The 366-nt window shown below is 63.0% G+C and carries 1 protein-coding gene; it reads left to right on the top strand.

Annotated elements, in window-relative coordinates; translation table 11 throughout:
- Positions 1-366, top strand: a 366-nt coding sequence (locus AC1DF0_RS32670) for a glycosyltransferase (RefSeq protein ID WP_477577786.1), incomplete at both ends; no start/stop codon positions are given.

The following is a 366-nucleotide window of genomic DNA, read 5'->3' as shown; positions in this document are numbered from 1 at the left end:
CGCCAAGGCCGGTAACCTCAACCACGCGCTGACGTTGCTCGACAGCGAGCTGATCGCCATTTTCGACTGCGACCATGTGCCCGTGCGCTCATTCCTGCAAATGACCACTGKCGGTTTCTTGCGTGATCCGAAACTGGCGCTGGTGCAGACCCCGCATCACTTCCTGTCGCCAGACCCCTTCGAGCGCAACCTCAATGTGTTCCGCGAGCGCCCCAACGAAGGCGAGCTGTTCTACGGGATGGTCCAGGACGGCAATGACATGTGGAACGCCGCGTTCTTTTGTGGCTCGTGCGCGGTGCTGCGCCGCGCGGCGGTGATCGAGATCGGCGGCTTTGCCGTCGAGACCGTGACCGAGGACGCCCACAC

The sequence above is a fragment of the Paenibacillus sp. 05T425 genome (genome assembly GCF_056396205.1).
Note: the sequence above shows the minus strand (reverse complement) of the source record. Positions and strands in the feature narration are given on the sequence as shown.